11 protein-coding genes are annotated in these 16,084 nt (G+C 72.0%); 9 read left to right on the forward strand and 2 right to left on the reverse strand.

Translation table 11 applies throughout. The features are described 5' to 3' along the window. Positions 1–51: 51 nt before the first annotated feature. Complete coding sequence (gene eccCa, locus ACH4SL_RS15060; protein ID WP_398445263.1) at positions 52–3,942, reverse strand: type VII secretion protein EccCa; 3,891 nt, start codon at positions 3,940–3,942, stop codon at positions 52–54. 74 nt (positions 3,943–4,016) lie between these two features. Here eccCa and eccD point away from each other — a divergent pair, with 74 nt between their 5' ends. The 6 genes from eccD to ACH4SL_RS15090 all read left to right on the forward strand — a co-directional run bounded on the left by eccD (position 4,017) and on the right by ACH4SL_RS15090 (position 11,344). Beyond that, positions 4,017–5,537, forward strand: coding sequence for a type VII secretion integral membrane protein EccD (gene eccD, locus ACH4SL_RS15065; protein WP_398445265.1), 1,521 nt, complete (start codon positions 4,017–4,019; stop codon positions 5,535–5,537). A gap of 250 nt (positions 5,538–5,787) precedes the next feature. Beyond that, positions 5,788–6,075 carry a 30S ribosomal protein S15 gene (rpsO, locus tag ACH4SL_RS15070; RefSeq protein ID WP_031521677.1) on the forward strand — a complete coding sequence of 96 codons (288 nt, stop codon included), beginning with the start codon at positions 5,788–5,790 and terminating at the stop codon, positions 6,073–6,075. Between the two features lie 345 nt (positions 6,076–6,420). Continuing rightward, positions 6,421–8,643, forward strand: coding sequence for a polyribonucleotide nucleotidyltransferase (locus ACH4SL_RS15075; RefSeq protein WP_398445267.1), 2,223 nt, complete (start codon positions 6,421–6,423; stop codon positions 8,641–8,643). Next, on the forward strand, positions 8,640–10,016 hold the full coding sequence (locus tag ACH4SL_RS15080; RefSeq protein ID WP_398445269.1) for a M16 family metallopeptidase: 1,377 nt from the start codon (positions 8,640–8,642) through the stop codon (positions 10,014–10,016). Before ACH4SL_RS15075 ends, ACH4SL_RS15080 begins: the two co-directional genes overlap by 4 nt. A gap of 101 nt (positions 10,017–10,117) precedes the next feature. Then, positions 10,118–10,891, forward strand: coding sequence for a 4-hydroxy-tetrahydrodipicolinate reductase (gene dapB, locus ACH4SL_RS15085; RefSeq protein WP_398445272.1), 774 nt, complete (start codon positions 10,118–10,120; stop codon positions 10,889–10,891). 3 nt (positions 10,892–10,894) lie between these two features. Continuing rightward, positions 10,895–11,344: a hypothetical protein gene (locus ACH4SL_RS15090; protein WP_398445274.1), complete on the forward strand. Its 450-nt coding sequence runs from the start codon at positions 10,895–10,897 to the stop codon at positions 11,342–11,344. Positions 11,345–11,380: 36 nt separating this feature from the next. Here ACH4SL_RS15090 and ACH4SL_RS15095 read toward each other — a convergent pair whose 3' ends face one another. Then, positions 11,381–11,926, reverse strand: a complete 546-nt coding sequence (locus ACH4SL_RS15095) for a hypothetical protein (RefSeq protein WP_398445276.1) — start codon at positions 11,924–11,926, stop codon at positions 11,381–11,383. Between the two features lie 145 nt (positions 11,927–12,071). On the opposite strand from ACH4SL_RS15095, the gene thyX reads away from it, so the two are divergent. From thyX to ACH4SL_RS15110, 3 genes are all read left to right on the forward strand, one after another. Continuing rightward, positions 12,072–12,860 (forward strand): FAD-dependent thymidylate synthase, encoded by a 789-nt coding sequence (gene thyX / locus ACH4SL_RS15100; protein WP_398445278.1) that lies wholly within the window; start codon positions 12,072–12,074, stop codon positions 12,858–12,860. A 187-nt stretch (positions 12,861–13,047) separates the two neighbouring features. Next, positions 13,048–13,947 (forward strand): 4-hydroxy-tetrahydrodipicolinate synthase, encoded by a 900-nt coding sequence (gene dapA, locus ACH4SL_RS15105; protein WP_398445280.1) that lies wholly within the window; start codon positions 13,048–13,050, stop codon positions 13,945–13,947. A 165-nt stretch (positions 13,948–14,112) separates the two neighbouring features. Continuing rightward, a complete protein-coding gene (locus tag ACH4SL_RS15110; protein ID WP_398445282.1) occupies positions 14,113–15,798 on the forward strand; it encodes a ribonuclease J in 1,686 nt (561 codons plus the stop codon). The last annotated feature ends 286 nt before the right edge of the window (positions 15,799–16,084 follow it).

Raw genomic sequence — 16,084 nt, forward strand, 5'->3', positions numbered from 1 at the left:
GGTAGCAGTAAGTCGCCATTCGTCGAATCCGGTTGTCCACAGGCCGGCCGCTCACTCCGGATCCCACGCCAGCTGGACCAGCCGCGTGCCACCCCGCCGCCCGGCGAAGAGCGCCCGCCCGGGCGGCATCCGGCGCGGCCGGATGCCGCCCAGCAGTTCACCCTCGTCGGGGTCGCCGGACAGGACGAGCGCCTGCGCTCCCAGCTCCTTGGCCCGCTGCACGAACGGCTCGTACATCGCGCGTCCGGCCCCGCCCGCGGCGCGGGCCAGGACGAAGCGCAGGCCCACGTCGCGCGCGAACGGCAGCACGTCCACGAGGCCTGCCAGCGGGCTCCCGCCCGAGGCGACCAGTTCGTAGTCGTCGATCAGCACGAAGAGCCGCGGGCCGGTCCACCAGTTGCGGTCGCGCAATTGCCGCGGCGTCACATCAGGGCCGGGCATGCGCCGCTGGACGAGCGTGGCGACGGCGGCCATGTGCGTCTCCAGGGCGGCAGGCCCGGTGATGTACTCCACCAGGTGGCTCTCGGGCAGCGCACCGAGCAGGGTGCGCCGGTAATCGGTGACGACCAGCCTGGCCTCCTGCGGCGAGTAGCGGCGGCTCAATTGCCGGGCGATGTGCCGCAGCACGGCCGTCTTGCCGGATTCGCCGTCGCCGATCACGACCAGGAGCGGGTCGGAGTCGAAGTCGACGAGGACCGGCGCCAGCGCCGTCTCGTCCACGCCGATCGCCACCCCGTGCCCGGGGAGCGCGGCACCGCCCGGCAATTGCGCCGCGGGCAACAGGCGCGGCAGCATCCGGACGGCCGGGGCGGGCTCGCCCTTCCACGCGTCGTTCACCGCCGTGACGAGGGCCGCTGTGCCTTCGGCGAGGTCCGACGTGTCCTGGCGGCCGTCGATACGCGGCAGGCCGGCCAGGAAATGCAGCCCGCCAGGGATGATGCCGCGGCCGGGCGCACCGGGCGGGACGTTCGCAGCCGCCTTGCGGTCCATCTCGGAGTCCATGGCGTCGCCGAGCCGGAACTCCAGGCGGTTGAGCAGCTGGTCCTTCAGCGCCGCGCGGACTTCCAGATGGCGTGACGCGGTGAGCACCAGGTGCACGCCGAAGCCGAGACCGCGGGCGGCGATGTCCGCGACGACCGGCTCCAGGTGCTCGTGCTCCTGCCGGAAGGCGCCCCAGCCGTCGACCAGCAGGAAGACATCGCCCCAGCGCTCACCCGGCAGCTCGCCGGCCGCCCGCAGCGCGCGGTACGACGCCATGGTGTCGATGCCGCGGCTGCGGAAGAGCTCTTCCCGGCGGGCTAGCACACCGGCGGCCTCGGCGACCGTGCGCCGCACATGGTCCGTCTCCAGCCGCCCCGCGACACCGCCGACATGTGCGAGTCCGGCCACGGAGCGCAGCGTGCCGCCGCCGAAGTCCAGGCAGTAGAACTGCACTTCCTGCGGGGTGTGCGTCAGCGCCAAGGACGCCACCAGGGTCCGCAGCAGCGTCGATTTTCCGCTGCGCGGACCACCGACGACCAGGCCGTGGCCCGCCGCGCCGGCGAAGTCCAGTACCAGCGGGTCCCGCCGCTGCTCGAACGGCTTGTCCACGACACCCACCGGCGCCCGCAGCGCCCCGCCGCCGCCCAGCGCCCCCCGCTCGGACCCGCTGAGCGGCACCAGCCCGTCCAGGCTCGGCGCCGCGCCCAGCGGCGGCAGCCACACCCGGTGCGCCGCGGGTCCGCGTCCGGTGAGACGGCGGACGAGGACGTCCAGCACGGTGTCCGCCAAGGCCCCGGCCGGCTGTCCTTCCGGCGGCGCGACAGGCCCGCTCACGGGCACGTGCGCGGCGGTGAACAGCGCGGCCCGGCGCCCCCCTGCCGAACCGGCGGCGGGCAGGCCGCCGCGGTAAGGGCCCGACACGTACGCGGCCTTGAAGCGGATGATGTCGCCGGTGCCGGTCTTCAGACAGGCCGAGCCCGGCACCGGCGGCAGGTGGTACGCGTCCGGCACACCGAGGGCCGCGCGCGATTCCGACACGGAGAACGTCCGCAGCGCGATCCGGTAGGACAGGTACGTGTCCAGGCCGCGCAGCCGGCCCTCCTCCAGCCGCTGCGAGGCGAGCAGCAGATGCACTCCGAGCGACCGGCCGATGCGGCCGATCTGGAGGAACATGTCGATGAACTCCGGCCTGGCCGCCAGAAGCTCGCTGAATTCGTCGATGACCAGCACCAGGCTCGCCAGCGGCCGCAGGGCGGCGCCCGCGACCCGGGCGCGCTCGTAGTCGTGGACGCCCGGGTAATTGCCGGCGGTTTTCAGCAGCTCCTGCCGACGCTGCAATTCCCCGGTGATCGCGTCCCGCATGCGGTCGACCATGGCCAGGTCGTCCGCCAGGTTGGTGATGACGGCCGACACGTGCGGAAGCGCGCTCATACCCGCGAACGTCGCTCCGCCCTTGAAATCGGCGAGGACGAAGTTCAACGTCTCGGGGGAGTGGGTGACGGCCAGGCCCAGCACCAGGGTGCGCAGCAGTTCCGACTTGCCCGAGCCGGTGGCCCCCACGCACAGGCCGTGCGGGCCCATGCCCTCCTGAGCGGCCTCCTTCAGATCCAGGTGCACGGGCTCGCCGTCCTCGCCCACGCCGACCGGCACCCGCAGCCGTTCCGGCCGGCCGCGCGGCGCCCACCCGCGGGCCGCGTCGAAGGAGCCCGCGTCGCCGATGCCCGTCAGGTCGGTGAAGGCCGGATCGGACAGCAGCGGTTCGCCGTCGCCCCCGTCCGCGGGCCGCAGCGGGGCGAGCCCGCGGGCCAGCGCCTCGGCCTCCGCCTCACGCAGCGCGTCCGGTGTGCCCCGGTAGACATGGCCCGCGGACGAGCGCAGCAGCATCTCCCCGGCCGTGCAGCGCACCCACAGATCACCGCGCGGCTCGTCGCTCCCGCCCGGCGCCAGCTCCACGAGCGTCACGCCCAGCAGCCCCTCGGCGGCGGCCGGGGGGACGGCGCCGCCGTCGAGGAGGACAACCACGTGCGGCCGGTCGAGCAGCGGCGCCGCGTCCCGCTGGAAGCGCGGGCGGTCCTCAAGCGCAGGGCGCAGCAACTCCGCCAGCTCCCCGGCCTCGCCCGCCACCAGGCGCCGGGCTCCGGCGCCGTCCACCGCGGCCTGCGACTGCGCGTGCGGCAGCCACTTGACCCACTCCCACGCGGGCAGCGCCGCAGAGGACGCGGTGACACCCAGCACCAGGTCGGCGGGCGAGTGCAGCGCGGCCAACTGCGCCACCGCCGCCCGGGCCAGCCCGCGGACTGCGCCCGTGTTGCCGGTCAGCACCACGTGGGAGAAGGCCCGCAGCGACACCGCGAGCGGCAGATCCTCGACCGTCCCGTACACGGCGAAGAAACTCCGCAGGGCCTGCGCGGTCAGCGGCTCCAGCCGGTCCACCGGCGCGGTGTCCGGCACGACCAGCGGGGTCGCCAGCTGCTGCGGCGCGAGCCCGATCCGCACCTGCCCGAAGTCGTCGTCGCCGGGCCGGCGCTCCCACACCCGCCGGCCTTCGGCCACCAGTGCCCACAGCTGGTCCGGATCGGGATGCGTGTGGAGCCTGCCGCTGCGCTGCCGGTCTGCGGTGCGGCGGACGGTATGGCGCTGCCGGGCCAGATAGGCGAGATAGTCGCGGCGGCTGTCGGCCATGTGCCCGCTCGCGCCCTGCCGGGCCCGCACGAGCTGGGCGGCACCCAGGGCGACCGCCGACGCGAGCATCAGACCGCCCATCACCTTCATCACCGGCTGCGATCCCGGCATGAAGAAATACGCCGCCGAGCCGCCCATCGCCAGGAGCGGCAGCAGCACGACCACCAGGCCCTGCTCCTGGCCGCGCCGGAGTTCCGGCGGCGGCGCGAGGCGGACCTCCCCGGAGGGCACGTCGGGCGGCCGCACACGCACCGGGCGTTTGACGATGACCGAACTCACGGATGTGCCCGCCCCCAGGGAGTCGTCGTCGCGGCTGGTACATTGCCGCCGCTGACGCTACGGAGGGCAATCATATGGACACTCTTCGTCACTCGACTGCCATGCGGCAGGCGCCGGACATTCCCGCGCAGAGCCGCGCACGCGAGGACGCCCCGCCGGCCACCGCCCCCGAGTCGCGGTCCGCGGGATTCTGCCGCGTCACGATCGTGGCGCCGGACCGCAGGACCGACGTGGCCCTTCCCGACGACCTGCCTGTCGCGGACCTGCGCCCCGACATCCTGCGGCTGTCCGGCCAGTCGCAGGACGCCGCGGAACCGCCCGGCTACCACCTCGTCCGCCGCGACGGCGCGCCGCTCGATCCCGCCCTGTCGCTGTCCGCCCAGCGCGTCCTGGACGGTGAATTCATCCTTGTGCGCGCCATGGCCACGTCGTTGCCGCCCGCCGTCCACGACGACGTCGCCGACGCGCTGTCCACCGCCGTGGCGCACGACCGCCGCTGCTGGACCGGCGGCATGATGCGCCCCGCCGGGCTGACCGGCGGGGCCGTGCTCATGGCGGCGGTCTGCTGGGTGCTGTGGCAGGCCGACCCGGTGCGGCACGACATGCACGGCCTTCCGGGCATCGTGGCCGCGGTGATGGGAACCGCACTGGCCGCATTCGCCGCCGTACGGGCCCGGATCTACAGCGACCGCACCGCAGCCGTGGCGCTGGGCCTCGCCGCGCTGCCGCACCTGCTGGTCGCCGGGTCCGGCATCGTCGCGCCGACCGCCGGGCACGGAGCGGGGCGGCTGCAGCTCCTGGCGGGCTGCGTGACCGTACTGCTGGCCTCGGCGGTCCTCGTCGCGGTCCTGCCGGCCGGGGACGCGCCGTTCGTCGCGTCCGCCGTCCTGGCCGCCGCCGGGACCGTGGCCGCGTACGGAGCCGTCGTCACGGACGCGGCTCCGAGGCAGGGAGCCTCGGTCGTGGCCGTCGCCGCGATCGGGCTGGTCGGCTTCCTGCCCGGCTGGTCCGCGCGCCTGGCCCGGCTGCCGATCGGCTTCGACGCCCCAGCACCCTCCACGGACCGGGACGCCGAGCACCGCGCCGACCGGCGCGACCCCGAGCCGACCGTCGACTACGAGGCGCTCGCCGCCCGGGCACGCCGCGGCCACGAACTCCTCCTGGGCCTGGTCGGCGGCTGCGCGGCCGCCCTGGTTGGTGCGGCCGCCGTCCTCGGCCGCTCCGGGGCCGTCCCCGCCCAGCTGCTCGCCGCGGCCGCCGGGCTCGCCGCCCTGCTGCGCGCCCGGCTCTTCCGCCGCACCGCGCAGGTCGCGTCGCTGCTCGCGGCCGGCGTCGCAGCGCTGGCACTGACCGTCGCCGGGTCCGCACCGGCCGGCGGCGCGCCCGGCCTGCGCGTCCTGTGGCTGCCCGGCGCCGTTGCGGCCGGCGCCGGGGCGCTGATCACGGTCGGCCTGACGGTGCCGGCCCGGGGAGTGTCCCCGTTCTGGGGCCGGTGCCTGGAGATCGTCGAGGGCGCCGTGCTCCTGACGCTGGTCCCGCTGTGCCTGGCGGTGCTCGGGACGTACGGCGCGGTGCGCGGGCTGGGTGGCGGCTGAGCGGGGAGGCCCGGTACGGTTGCGCGCCCAGGCCGGTCGTACCGTCGTACGGACCGATGTACGACCGGGCACCCTGTGCCACCGTTCGACCGGGTGACCCGCGGTAAAACGCGCGGCGACCGGCTGGTACTCTAGGTGACGGTCACCTGTGTGCTGACACCGGGTGACCAAGAGCCGTGCGAGTCACGTGAGAATTCCCCGCGAAGAAGACCGGGGCGCTCGCCGGCAGACAAACCCTGGAGGAGTCCGTATGGCGCTCGACGTCGAAACGAAGAAGCAGATCATCGCCGAGTTCGGCACCAAGGAAGGCGACACCGGCTCCCCCGAGGTCCAGGTCGCGCTGCTCTCGCGGCGCATCTCGGACCTGACCGAGCACCTCAAGACCCACAAGCACGACCACCACTCGCGCCGCGGTCTGCTCATCCTGGTCGGCCAGCGCCGCCGCCTGCTGCAGTACCTGGCCAAGAAGGACATCACGCGCTTCCGTGAGCTCCGCGAGCGCCTCGGCATCCGTGCCGGTGCGGCGGGCGTTCGCTAGGACGCGTGCAGGGGAGCGGTTCCCGTCGGACGGGGCCGCTCCCTTTGCCATATGCACCGGCACGGTGCACCGGTCACGCAACCGTCTTGCACGAGGTCGGCCACGTATCGCCCACAGGACGTGCGCGATACGTGCGTCGTCTGATGCAATGGTGCTGTTGACTGCTGTTGACAACGTATGAGGAGGAGCGTCCTCCTATCCGCCGCAGCTGCCGGTCCTCGGTAGTGGCCTCCGGGTGGTTGCACCCCCGGCGGCTTCGATCGAAGACCGGCCCCGGCAGGACGCCCCTCCACCGATGGCCCGCCGGGAGACGCCCTGCGGGCGAGGACGAGGAGAATCCCCATAGTGGAGAACGAGACCCACTACGCCGAAGCCGTTATCGACAACGGATCCTTCGGCACCCGCACCATCCGCTTCGAGACGGGCCGGCTGGCCCGTCAGGCCGCCGGCTCCGCCGTGGCCTATCTGGACGACGACACCATGGTGCTGTCGGCCACCAGCGCCTCCAAGCAGCCCAAGGAGCACTTCGACTTCTTCCCCCTCACGGTGGACGTCGAGGAGCGCATGTACGCGGCCGGCCGCATCCCCGGCTCGTTCTTCCGCCGCGAGGGCCGCCCCTCCGAGGACGCCATCCTGACCTGCCGGCTGATCGACCGCCCGCTGCGCCCGTCCTTCGTCAAGGGCCTGCGCAACGAGATCCAGATCGTCGCCACCGTCATGGCGCTCAACCCCGACCACCTCTACGACGTGGTCGCGATCAACGCCGCCTCCTGCTCCACGCAGCTGGCCGGCCTGCCCTTCTCCGGCCCGATCGGCGGCGTCCGCGTCGCGCTGATCCGCGGCCAGTGGGTGGCTTTCCCGACGCACAGCGAGCTGGAGGAGGCCGTCTTCGACATGGTCGTCGCCGGCCGGGTGCTCGACGACGGCGACGTCGCGATCATGATGGTCGAGGCCGAGGCCACCGAGCGCACCATCAAGCTCGTGGAGGGCGGCGCGGAGGCGCCGACCGAGGAGGTCGTCGCGGCCGGCCTGGACGCCTCCAAGCCGTTCATCAAGGTGCTGTGCAAGGCGCAGTCCGAGCTGGCCGCCAAGGCCGCCAAGCCGACCGGTGAGTTCCCGGTCTTCCTCGAGTACGAGGAGGACGTCTTCAGCGCCCTCGAGGCCGCCGTCACCGACGAGCTGGCGCAGGCGCTGACCATTGCCGGCAAGCAGGCCCGCGAGGCCGAGCTGGACCGTGTCAAGGGCCTGGCCGCCGAGAAGCTGCTGCCGCAGTTCGAGGGCCGCGAGAAGGAGATCTCCGCGGCCTACCGCTCGCTGACCAAGAAGCTGGTCCGCCAGCGCGTCATCCGCGACAAGGTCCGCATCGACGGCCGCGGCGTCACCGACATCCGCACCCTGGCCGCCGAGGTCGAGGCGATCCCGCGGGTGCACGGCTCGGCCCTGTTCGAGCGCGGCGAGACCCAGATCCTGGGCGTCACCACGCTGAACATGCTGCGCATGGAGCAGCAGCTGGACACGCTCGCGCCCGAGACGCGCAAGCGGTACATGCACAACTACAACTTCCCGCCGTACTCCGTCGGCGAGACCGGCCGCGTCGGCTCGCCGAAGCGCCGCGAGATCGGCCACGGCGCGCTCGCCGAGCGCGCCCTGCTGCCGGTGCTGCCGACGCGTGAGGAATTCCCCTACGCGATCCGGCAGGTCTCCGAGGCGCTGGGCTCCAACGGCTCGACGTCCATGGGCTCGGTGTGCGCCTCCACCATGTCGCTGCTGAACGCCGGTGTGCCGCTCAAGGCCCCGGTCGCCGGTATCGCCATGGGCCTGATCTCGCAGGAGATCGAGGGCGAGACGCACTACGTGGCGCTGACCGACATCCTCGGTGCCGAGGACGCCTTCGGCGACATGGACTTCAAGGTCGCCGGCACCAAGGACTTCGTGACCGCCCTCCAGCTGGACACCAAGCTCGACGGCATCCCGGCGTCCGTCCTGGCCGCGGCCCTCAAGCAGGCCCGCGACGCCCGGCTGCACATCCTCGACGTGATGATGGAGGCCATCGACTCCCCGGACGAGATGTCCCCGAACGCGCCGCGGATCATCAGCATCAAGATCCCGGTGGACAAGATCGGCGAGGTCATCGGCCCCAAGGGCAAGATGATCAACCAGATCCAGGAGGACACCGGCGCCGACATCTCCATCGAGGACGACGGCACGGTCCTGATCGGTGCGACGGAGGGCTCGCAGGCCGAGGCCGCCCGCACGATGATCAACCAGATCGCCAACCCGACCATGCCCGAGGTCGGCGAGCGCTACCTGGGCACGGTCGTGAAGACCACCACCTTCGGCGCCTTCGTGTCGCTCATGCCCGGCAAGGACGGTCTGCTGCACATCTCGCAGATCCGCAAGCTCGCCGGCGGAAAGCGCGTGGAGAACGTCGAGGACGTCCTCGGCGTCGGCACCAAGGTGCAGGTCGAGATCGCCGAGATCGACCAGCGCGGCAAGCTCTCGCTCGTCCCCGTGATCGAGGGCGAGGACGGCGACAGCCAGGACGCGAAGGACGAGTCGGCCCAGTGACGACCCGCTCCACCGCCGTGACGGCCCGCCCCTCCACCAAGGGGCGGGCCGTCCGCACGCGGACCCTGCTGCCCGGCACCGACGGCGTCGGCACCGTACGCCGCAGCGTGCTGCCGGGCGGCCTGCGGGTCGTCACCGAGACGCTGCCCACCGTCCGCTCCGCCACCTTCGGCATCTGGGCGGCCGTCGGCTCCCGCGACGAGACCCCGGCGCTGAGCGGTGCCACGCACTACCTGGAGCACCTGCTCTTCAAGGGCACCGAACGGCGCAGCGCGCTGGACATCTCCGCCGCCGTCGACGCGGTCGGCGGCGAGATGAACGCGTTCACCGCCAAGGAGTACACCTGCTACTACGCCAGGGTGCTCGACACCGACCTGCCGCTGGCCGTCGACGTGGTGTGCGACATGCTCACGGGCTCGCTGATCCGCCAGGAGGACATCGACGCCGAGCGCGGTGTGGTCCTCGAGGAGATCGCGATGACCGAGGACGACCCTGGCGACCAGGTGCACGACCTGTTCTGCGGTGCGATGCTCGGCGACACCCCGCTCGGCCGCCCCGTGCTGGGCACCGTCGAGACGATCAACGCCCTCACCCGTGACCAGGTCGCCCGCTTCTACCGCCGGCACTACGACCCCACCCGCCTCGTGGTGGCAGCCGCCGGCAACATCGACCACGCGAGCGTCGTACGCCAGGTCCGCCGCGCCTTCGAACGGGCCGGCGCGCTGCGCGACCCGGACGCGGTGCCGCAGGCCCCGCGCGGCGGCAGCCGTACGCTGCGCACCGCAGGCGCCGTGGAAGTCCTCGACCGGCGCACCGAGCAGGCCCATGTCGTGCTCGGCATGCCGGGCCTGTCCCGCACCGACGACCGGCGCTGGGCGCTCAGCGTGCTCAACACCGCCCTCGGCGGCGGCATGAGCTCGCGGCTCTTCCAGGAGGTCAGGGAGAAGCGCGGGCTCGCCTACTCGGTCTACTCCTACACCTCCTCCTTTGCCGACTGCGGTCTGTTCGGGGTGTACGCGGGCTGCCAGCCGTCCCGCGTGCCCGAGGTGCTCAAGATCTGCCGGGACGAGCTCCACCAGGTCGCCGAGCACGGGTTGACCGACGAGGAGCTGCGCCGCGCCATCGGCCAGCTCGCGGGCTCCACCGTGCTCGGCCTGGAGGACACCGGCGCGCTCATGAACCGCATCGGCAAGAGCGAGCTGTGCTGGGGCGACCAGCTCTCGGTCGACGACCTGCTGGCGCGGATCGCCGCCGTCACCCCCGACGAGGTGCGCGCGGTCGCCCGTGACGTCCTCGGGCAGCGCCCGTCGCTCGCCGTCATCGGCCCGCTCAAGCAGAAGCAGGCCGCCCGCCTGCACGAAGCCGTCGCCTGACCGCCGGCGCGCGGTCGGCCCGGTGCCGCCGCGCGCCCCCGCACCCGACCCCGCTCGCCCCGTACGCGCCGCCGTACGCAGACCTGGAGGACCCCAGAACGATGAGCAAGCTCCGTGTGGCCGTCATCGGCGCCAAGGGCCGTATCGGCTCGGCTGCGGCCGCCGCCGTCGAGGGCGCCGACGACCTCGACCTGGTCGCCGCGATCGACCGCGACGACCCGCTGGAGGCGCTGACCGAGGCCGGCGCGCAGGTCGTCGTGGAACTGACCCATCCCGACTCGGTCATGGGCAACCTGGAATTCTGCGTCGGGCACGGCATCCACGCCGTCGTCGGCACCACCGGCTGGACCGAGGAGCGCCTGGACCGGCTGCGCGAGTGGCTGGCCGCCGCGCCTGGCACGGGCGCCCTCGTCGCACCGAACTTCTCCATCGGCGCCGTTCTGACCATGCAGTTCGCCCGGCAGGCCGCCCGCTGGTTCGACTCCGCCGAGGTCATCGAGCTGCACCACGACAACAAGGCCGACGCCCCCAGCGGCACCGCGACCCGCACCGCCCAGCTGATCGGCGCCGCCCGCACCGAGGCCGGGCTCGCCCCGCAGCACGACCCGACCACCCACGGCCTGGAGGGCGCTCGCGGCGCCGCGGTCGACGGCGTGCCCGTGCACTCGGTACGGCTGCGCGGCCTGCTCGCCCACCAGGAGGTGCTGTTCGGCGGCACCGGCGAGACGCTGACCATCCGGCACGACTCGCTGCACCACAGCAGCTTCATGCCGGGCATCCTGCTCGCCGCCCGCACCGTCCCCGGCGTACCCGGCCTGACGTACGGCCTGGAGCACTTCCTGGACGGCACCGAGCCGGACGGCCGGGGAGCCTGAGGCATGCGCGCCCGACTCAGCTACACCGTCTCGGCTCTCGCGCTGGTCTTCTACTTCGTACTGGTCGGCGACCGCGGGGTGCTGCTCATCGCCGACGGCCGCCCGGTCACGGTCGCCTTCGGCCTCGCCGTGCTGGTGCTGCCGCTGATCGGCGCCTGGTTCCTGTGGCAGACGACGCAGTTCGCCCGCAACGCCGGGCGGCTCGGCCGCGAACTGGAGGCCGAGGGCGGCCTGCCGGTCGACGACCTGGCCCGTACGCCCAGCGGCCGGATCGACCGTGACGCCGCCGACGCGGTCTTCGCACGCCGGCAGGCCGAGACGGAGGCGGCGCCGGACGACTGGCGCACATGGTTCCGGCTGGCCGTCGCCTACTTCGACGCCCGCGACACGCCGAGGGCGCGTAAGGCCATGCAGCGGGCCATCGCCCTGCACGACGGCAAGCCGCCACGCTGACCCGTGGCGGGGCCGCACGCCCCGCCCACAGGGGCGTCAGAGCAGTTCCGCGGCCCAGCCCTCGATCGCGTCGGCGGCCAGGTCGAAGGCCTCGACCCGACCGAGGAAGTCCGCGTTGTGGTCGGTGAGCTGCGGGCGCAGCGGGTCGCCGCTCTTGCGGGTGATGATCAGCGCCTGCCCCTGGACGGTACGCGGCAGCCCCAGCACCTTCACCGGCTGCTGGGCCGTGCGCACCGCGGCGATCTTGCGCCAGGGCACGGTCACGGTGCTGAAGAAGCTCGTCTGGCGCAGCCCCCGGCCGCTGACCCACAGGCCGACCCGCAGCATCCGCAGCGCCGCCATGATCACGAGCAGGGCCACGGCCAGGCACAGCGCACCGCCCCGGGTGTTCTGCGCGGCCACCATGATCAGCGCGGCGAAGAGCAGGTAGGCCGCGAGCATCAGGGCCAGCGCCGCCGTCCCGACCCGCCAGGGGCCGGGGCCGTAGGGGCGCATCCAGCGGTCCTGGTCGAGATGCGGCAGCGGGCGGCCCGCCCCGAGGTCGTCGGCTTCGGCGGTCGCGGAGGTGTAGGGCAGGGACACGCGGAGGATCCTCTTCGGGTTCCGGTGGGACGGGCGGGTGCACTCTGACGGGTGAGGCTAGCCGCCGAAAGCTGACTCGGCCACTTCGGGTGGGCCGACCGGCGGCGGTCGGCTGTCGTACCCACCACCTAGGCTGGTCGCCGCAATGCCGCCCACAGGAAGGACACCACCGGTGCCGACCGATCTCCCCGACGGGGCCCCCACCAGCGCTCCGGCAACCCCCGTCGAGTTCCGGGACGACGTGACCGTCGAACTGATCAAGCACAGCGCGTCGGACTCCGACGTCCTGTGGGCGGCCCGGGTCTCCACCGCGGGCGAGCAGTCCCTCGACGAGCTGAGCAAGGACCCCGAGCGCTCCAAGGGCCTGATCAACTACCTGATGCGGGATCGCCACGGCAGCCCCTTCGAGCACAACTCGATGACGTTCTTCGTCAGCGCCCCGATCTTCGTCTTCCGCGAGTTCATGCGGCACCGCGTCGGCTGGTCCTACAACGAGGAGTCCGGCCGCTACCGCGAGCTGCAGCCCGTCTTCTACGTACCGGGACCCGACCGCAAGCTGGTGCAGCAGGGCCGTCCCGGCAAGTACGAGTTCGTCCACGGCACCCCTGAGCAGCACAAGCAGACGGTGGCGGCCATGGAGGAGTCCTACGCGCAGTCCTACGCGGCCTACCAGGCGATGCTCGCCGACGGGATCGCCCGCGAGGTGGCCCGCGCCACCCTGCCGGTCGGCCTGTTCTCGTCGATGTACGCCACGTGCAACGCGCGGTCGCTGATGCACTTCCTCGGCCTGCGTACGCAGCACGAGATGGCCAAGGTGCCGTCCTTCCCGCAGCGCGAGATCGAGATGGTCGGGGAGCGGATGGAAGCGGCGTGGGCCGGGCTCATGCCGCTCACCCATGCGGCGTTCAACGCCAACGGGCGTGTCGCCCCGTAGTCTCCGGGTCGCCCCGACCGCCGTAGCCAAATGTCCGAAGCGTTCGGATTGCAGGCATTCGTGAGGTTCATCTAGGCTGCAGAAACGGACCCCGGCGGTGCCTGAACCCCCGAGCAGACACCGCCGGAGTCCTTTGCGCAGGTCCCGTGGCTGCGTGCTCCCGTACACACCGAGTAGCGTGGGACCCATGGCTCCGACCTCCACCCCCAAGGCCCCCTTCGGGCGGGTACTGACCGCAATGGTCACGCCGTTCACCGCGGACGGCGACCTCGACCTCGCCGGCGCCCAGCAGCTCGCCACCCACCTGGTGGACGCGGGCAACGACGGCATCGTCGTCAACGGCACCACCGGGGAGTCGCCCACCACGAGCGACACGGAGAAAGCCCAGCTCGTACGGGCCGTCCTGGAGGCCGTCGGCGACCGAGCCACCGTCGTCGCCGGAGTGGGCACCAACGACACCCGGCACAGCACCGAGCTGGCCCGCCAGGCCGAGCAGGCCGGCGCACACGGCCTGCTCACCGTCACTCCGTACTACAGCAAGCCCCCGCAGGAAGGCCTCCGCCGGCACTTCACCGCGATCGCCGACGCCACCGGCCTGCCCGTGATGCTCTACGACATCCCCGGCCGCAGCGGCGTCCCGCTGGACACCGAGACGATCGTCCGGCTGGCGGAGCACCCCAGGATCGTCGCCAACAAGGACGCCAAGGGCGACCTCGGAGCCGCCGGCTGGGCCCTCAGCCGCAGCGGCCTCGCCTGGTACTCCGGCGACGACATGCTCAACCTGCCGCTGCTCTCCATCGGCGCCGTGGGCTTCGTCTCGGTCGTCGGCCACCTCGTCACGCCCGAGCTGCGTGCGATGCTGGACGCGTACACCGACGGCGACGTCGCCAAGGCCGCCGAGATCCACCAGCGGCTGCTGCCCGTCTTCACCGGCATGTTCCGCGCCCAGGGCGTCATGACCACCAAGGCCGCCCTCGCGCTGCGCGGACTGCCCGCAGGCCCGCTCCGGCTCCCGCTCACCGAACTGGACCCGGACGCCACGGAACGCCTCAGGAAGGATCTCGCCGCCGGCGGGGTACACCTCTGAACACAGACTTCACAACTGAATACGCAGGAACCGACCGCGGCCGCACCGTCCGGGACAGAACCCGAACAGCGGTACACCGCGCGTCGGACGCATGACGATCACACACAGTGCCGCACGCCACGGCCCAGGAAGGCCCTTTCGGCGTGCGCGACAGGGAGAAAACCTTTGAGCCATCCGCATCCAGAACTCGGCCCGCCGCGGCCGCTGGCCGAAGGCGGCCTGCGCATCACGCCGCTCGGCGGTCTCGGTGAGATCGGTCGCAACATGACCGTCCTCGAATTCGGCGGCAAGCTGCTGATCGTCGACTGCGGCGTCCTCTTCCCCGAAGAGGAGCAGCCGGGCGTCGACCTCATCCTTCCCGACTTCAGCTCCATCAGGGACCGCCTCGACGACGTCGTCGGCGTGATCCTCACCCACGGCCACGAGGACCACATCGGTGCCGTCCCCTTCCTGCTCAGGGAGAAGGACGACATCCCGCTCATCGGCTCCAAGCTCACCCTCGCCCTGATCGAGGCCAAGCTCCAGGAGCACCGCATCCGCCCCTACGCCCTCGAGGTGAAGGAAGGCGACCGGGAGCGCATCGGCCCCTTCGACTGCGAATTCGTCGCCGTCAACCACTCCATCCCGGACGCCCTCGCCGTCGCCATCCGCACCCCTGCGGGCATGGTCGTCGTCACCGGCGACTTCAAGATGGACCAGCTCCCGCTGGACGGCCGCCTCACCGACCTGCCCACCTTCGCGAGGCTCGGCGAGGAGGGCATCGACCTGCTGCTCGCCGACTCCACCAACGCCGAGGTCCCCGGCTTCGTGCCGCCCGAGCGCGACATCTCGCAGGTGCTGCGCCAGACCTTCGCCAAGGCCGAGAAGCGCATCATCGTGGCCAGCTTCGCCAGCCACGTGCACCGCATCCAGCAGGTGCTCGACGCGGCGCACGAACGCGGCCGCAAGGTCGCCTTCGTCGGCCGCTCCATGGTCAGGAACATGGGCATCGCCCGTGACCTCGGCTACCTCAAGGTCCCCGGCGGCCTCATCGTCGACGTCAAGGTGCTCGACGACCTGCCGGACGAAAAGGTGGTCCTCGTCTGCACCGGCTCCCAGGGCGAGCCGATGGCCGCGCTCTCCCGGATGGCCAACCGGGACCACCAGATCCGCATCGTCGAGGGCGACACCGTCGTCCTCGCCTCCTCCCTCATCCCGGGCAACGAGAACGCGGTGTACCGCGTCATCAACGGCCTCACCCGATGGGGAGCCAACGTCGTGCACAAGGGCAACGCCAAGGTGCACGTCTCGGGCCACGCGTCGGCCGGCGAGCTGCTGTACTTCTACAACATCTGCAAGCCGCGCAATCTGATGCCGATCCACGGCGAATGGCGCCACCTGCGGGCCAACGCCGAACTGGGCCAGCTGACCGGCATCCCCAAGAACCGGACGGTCATCGCGGAGGACGGGGTCGCTGTCGACCTCGTCGGAGGCGAGGCGAAAATCGCCGGCAAGGTCCAAGCGGGGTACGTGTACGTCGACGGGCTCTCGGTCGGGGACATCACCGAGTCCTCGCTCAAGGACCGCAGGATTCTCGGCGAGGAGGGCATCGTCTCGGTCTTCGTCGTGGTCGACAGCACCACCGGCAAGATCGTCGGCGGCCCGAACATCCACGCCCGGGGCTCCGGTATCGAGGACGAGGCCTTCGCCGCCGTCATCCCGAAGATCGAGGAGGGCCTGTCGCGTTCCGCCTCGGACGGCGTGATGGAGACCCGCCAGATCCAGCAGCTCATCAGACGGTCCGTCGGCAAGTGGGTGTCGGACACCTACCGACGCCGTCCGATGATCCTCCCGGTGGTCGTCGAGGTCTGACCGACCGTCAACATCCCCACCACGAGCGGGCCGCCGGATTTGCATCCGGCGGCCCGCTCCAGTACGTTGGCACAACCGCTCCGAACGAGGCCCACGGAAACGTGTGTGCTTGGAAAACGGGTGGTAATTCCGACCGGAAATCTTCTGATAGAGTCGGAACACAACGAAGGGAAAGCCCGGAGGGGCCGGTAAAACGGTCTCGAAGGAAGCTTCCGTTCCTTGAGAACTCAACAGCGTGCCAAAAGTCAACGCCAGATATGTTGATACCCCGTCGCGTACCTCTGTG

The organism is Streptomyces sp. NPDC021020, assembly GCF_044333285.1.
Classification (GTDB): Bacteria; Actinomycetota; Actinomycetes; order Streptomycetales; family Streptomycetaceae; genus Actinacidiphila.